The sequence below is a fragment of the Streptomyces spongiae genome (assembly GCF_009377185.1).
GTDB lineage: Bacteria > Actinomycetota > Actinomycetes > Streptomycetales > Streptomycetaceae > Streptomyces > Streptomyces spongiae.
On sequence record NZ_VJZC01000754.1, the window covers coordinates 1 to 4,131 of the forward strand.

Consider the following 4,131-nt stretch of genomic DNA (forward strand, 5'->3'; position numbering starts at 1 on the left):
GGGTTGGCGGACATCAGCTTGCCTTTCCTCGGGGACAGGACGGTCGCCGGCATGCCTGCGCCGTTCCGTGCACCGGAGCGGCGCGGGCATGCCCGACGCCATGGCCCGGGTGGGCGTGGTGGCGCCGTGCGACGCATCCAGAGAAGCGGTCCCGCCGGATGTTCGTGATCTACGCCTTTGGGCTAGTTACAGACGCGTACGCAGTAACTGGCGATCTGTCACATGATTCGCGACGCGCAGGTCAGAGTCGGTGCGGAGGGTCTGCGCCGACGGCCGGTGAGCTACGACCCTGCTCCCTTCGTGTTGCGGATCCCCCAGGACGGTTCATGCTTCGGGCCCGCGGCCATTCGGCTCGAATGTGACCGGAGCCTCGAACGCCGCCCGGCGCGTGGCGCGGCGCAGTGCCTTGAGGACGGGTCCGCCGAGGGTGAGGGTCAGGACGACGGTGACGGCGGCCCTGCCCAGGTCCCAACCGAGGGACGTGGCCAGGCAGTAGGCGAGGAAGCGCGCCAGGTTGGTGCCGAGGGCGGCGTCCGGGGCGAAGGCCACGGTGGACGCGAGCTGGTGGAGGAAGGGCCAGCCCGCGAGGTTCATCACGGTGCCGTAGGCGAAGGCGGCCAGGAACCCGTACACGGCGAGGAGGGTGAGTTCCGTCCGGCCCCGGAGGCGGTCCGGGCCCGGAAGCAGGCCCGCGCCCATCGTGAACCAGCCCATCGCGAGCATCTGGAACGGCATCCAGGGGCCCACCCCGCCCGTGAGCAGCGCGGACGCGAACATCGTGACCGAGCCGAGCACGAAGCCGAAGCCCGGCCCGAGGACACGTCCGCTGAGCACCATCAGGAAGAACATCGGCTCGATCCCGGCGGTCCCGGCCCCGAGTGGCCGCAACGCCGCCCCCGCCGCGGCCAGCACCCCGAGCATGGCCACCGCCTTCGGGCCCAGCCCCGACTCCGAGATCGTCGCCGCCACGACGGCCACCAGCAGGACCAGAAGGCCCGCGAAGAGCCAGGGGGCGTCCTGCGCGTGGGCGTTGAGCTGCGAGGAGGGCGGGGCGAGGAAGGGCCAGCCGAAGCCGACGACCCCCACGGCGCTGACGAGGGCGAGGGCGGCGAGGGAGCAGGGGCCCAGGCGGACGGGGCGGGCACTCATGCCGGGTCGTCCTCCGTCGTCCGACCGGCGGCGCCCAGCGCCTCCCGCACCTGGGTGACGGTCAGCCACTTCTGCGGCGCCAGGACCTTGGCGACCTGCGGGGCGAAGGACGGCGAGGCGACCACCACGTCCGCCGCGGGGCCGTCGGCGATCACCTCGCCGTCCGCGAGCAGGACCACCCGGTGGGCGAGTTCGGCGGCCAGCTCCACGTCGTGCGTGGCCAGGACGGTGGCGTGGCCCTCGGCGGCCAGTCCGCGCAGGAGGTCGACCAGGCGGGCCTTCGCCGCGTAGTCCAGGCCACGGGTCGGCTCGTCGAGCAGGAGGAGCGGCGGACGGGCCGTCAGGATCACCGCCAGGGCGAGGGTGAGGCGCTGGCCCTCCGACAGGTCCCGTGGGTGCGTGTCGTCGGCGATGCCCGGGAGCAGCTCGGAGACCAGCCTCCGGCACGTGCCCGCGGCGGCGCCCGCGTCCCGGTCGGCCGCCGCGCACTCGGCGGCGACCGTGTCGGCGTACAGCAGGTCCCGGGGCTCCTGCGGTACGAGGCCGACGCGGCGGACGAGGTCGCGCGGGGGCGTGCGGTGGGGTACCGCCCCGCCCACGCGCACGGTTCCGGCGGACGGTTCCACCAGGCCCACCAGCGCGCTGAGCAGCGTGGACTTCCCGGCGCCGTTACGGCCCATCAGGGCGATCGTCTCGCCGGGGGAGACGGTGAGGTCGACGCGGTGGAGGGCCTGGACGCGGCCTCGGCGGACGGTCAGGGCGCGGGTCTGCGCCGTGTGGGCGGGTTCGAAGGCCGGGGTCGTCTCCCTGGTCCGTGTGTGCCTGCGGAAGAGGCGAGCGCGGCGGGACGGCTTCCGGGGAGTCGCGGGGAGGAGCGGCCCAGGATCCGTCGCGGCCGCCCTTGTGCTCTCGGCGCCCGGCGCCGTGCCGGTTGCCCTGGGGCTTTCGGGGCTTGGTGCCGTGCTGGTTGCGCCCGTGCCTGGGAGGCTCGGCGCTGTGCTGGTTGCGTCGGGGTCTTCCGTGCCCGGCCCGGTGCCGGCTGCCCCGGCGCTCTCCGTGCCCGGCGCCGCGCCCACTGCCCCCATACCCACTGCCCCCGCGCCCTCGGCGCCCCGCGCCGACATCCCGCCGAGCCGCTCCCGCAGTGCCCCGGCCCGCCGCCGCGCGTCCCGTACCGTCAACGGCAGCGGCGCCCAGCCCGTGAGCCGTCCCAGGCCCACCACCGGTGGGTACACCGGAGACACGGCCATCACCTCCGACGGCGTGCCCAGGACCGGGGGCGCGCCCGGCGCGGGCAGCAGGGCCACCCGGTCGGCGTACTGGATGACGCGCTCCAGGCGGTGTTCGGCCATCAGCACGGTCGTCCCCAGGTCGTGGACGAGCCGTTGGAGGACGGCCAGCACCTCCTCCGCGGCGGCCGGGTCCAGCGCGGAGGTCGGCTCGTCGAGGACCAGGGCCCGGGGGTGCGGGGTGAGGACCGAACCGATCGCGACGCGCTGCTGCTGGCCGCCGGAGAGGGTGGCGAGGGGCCGGTCACGGAGGGCGGCCAGGCCGAGGAGGTCCAGGGTCTCCTCCACCCGCCTGCGCATCACGTCCGGGGCGAGGCCCAACGACTCCATGCCGTAGGCGAGTTCGTCCTCGACCGTGTCGGTCACGAAGTGGGAGAGCGGGTCCTGGCCCACCGTGCCCACCACGTCGGCGAGTTCACGCGGCTTGTGCGTACGGGTGTCACGGCCCGCCACGGTCACGCGGCCCCGCAGCGTACCGCCCGTGAAGTGCGGCACGAGACCGCTCACCGCGCCCAGCACGGTCGACTTGCCGACCCCCGACGGGCCTGCCAGGAGGACGAGTTCACCCTCGGGGACCTCGAAGTCCACGCCCCGGACGGTGGGTTCGGCCGCTCCGTCGTACGTCACGGAGACATCCTCGAAGCGGATCAAGCTGATCATGCGGGTTCCTCAAGAGTCGGGGGTGCGGGTGCGGTCAAGGAACCCCTCGGCGGGGCCGGCACCGTGAACGCGGGCAGCAGGCCGAGCAGGACCGCCCCCGCGGGCCACAACGGGAGCGCCGGCGCCGTCAGCGGTACGACACCGGGGTGCAGCGCGGACGGTTCGTACACGGCGGCGGTGACCAGCAGCCCGGCCACCGCCGCCCCGGAGGCCGACACCAGCCACGCCCGCGGGCCCCACTCGTCCGGCCGGTAGCGCGTGCGCGGCGAGCGGCGGCCGCCCAGCCACAACCCGGCCAACGCGAGGGCGAGCCCCGCGAGCAGCACGGGCAGGCCGTAGCTCCCGCCCTCGGCGGTGAGGACGCCGTACGTTCCCGCGCAGACGCCGAGCAGGCCGCCCAGCGTGAGCGCCGCCGTGGTGCGGCGCACGCCGGGCGCCACCTCGGCACCGCGGCCGTACCCGCGCGCGTCCATCGCCGCCGCGAGCGCCACCGAACGCTCCAACGCGCCCTCCAGCACTGGCAGGACCACCTGCGCCAGCCCGCGCAGCCCCCGGTCCGGGCGCCCGCGCAGCCGCCGGGCCGCCCGCAGCCGCCGTACGTCCGCGACGAGATGCGGAGCGAACGTCATCGCCACGACCACGGCCACGCCCACCTCGTACAGCGCGGCCGGCAGCGACTTCAGCAGCCGCGCCGGGTTCGCGAGGGCGTTCGCCGCGCCCACGCAGACGAGCAGCGTGGCCAGCTTCAGACCGTCGTACAGCGCGAAGACCAGGCCCTCCGCGGTGACCCTGCCGCCGAAGCGGACGCCGTGCGCCCAGTGGGGCAGCGGGAGTTCGGGGAGCGTGACGATCGTGTGGCTGCCGGGGATGGGCGAGCCGAGGACGGTGGCGAAGGCCATGCGGAGGAGCAGGACGGCCAGGGCGAGCTTGACGAACGCGGTGTAGGAGCGGGACCAGGGGGCGTCCGCGCGATGGGTGGCCACCACGTAACCGGCCACCGCGACGAGAAGGGCGAGGAGGAGGGGGTTGGTGG

Annotated in this window: 3 protein-coding genes; all 3 read right to left on the minus strand. The window is 75.0% G+C overall.

Features of this window, described 5'->3' with window-relative positions; all coding sequences use genetic code 11:
* Window positions 1-324: 324 nt before the first annotated feature.
* Window positions 325-1,149 (minus strand): ECF transporter S component, encoded by an 825-nt coding sequence (locus FNH08_RS46050; RefSeq protein ID WP_152777659.1) that lies wholly within the window; start codon window positions 1,147-1,149, stop codon window positions 325-327.
* Window positions 1,146-3,089, minus strand: a complete 1,944-nt coding sequence (locus tag FNH08_RS46055) for an ABC transporter ATP-binding protein (protein WP_152777663.1) — start codon at window positions 3,087-3,089, stop codon at window positions 1,146-1,148. Before FNH08_RS46055 ends, FNH08_RS46050 begins: the two co-directional genes overlap by 4 nt.
* Before the next feature lie 5 nt (window positions 3,090-3,094).
* A partial coding sequence (locus FNH08_RS46060) for a CbiQ family ECF transporter T component (RefSeq protein WP_152777661.1) occupies window positions 3,095-4,131 on the minus strand: 1,037 nt, incomplete at its 5' end.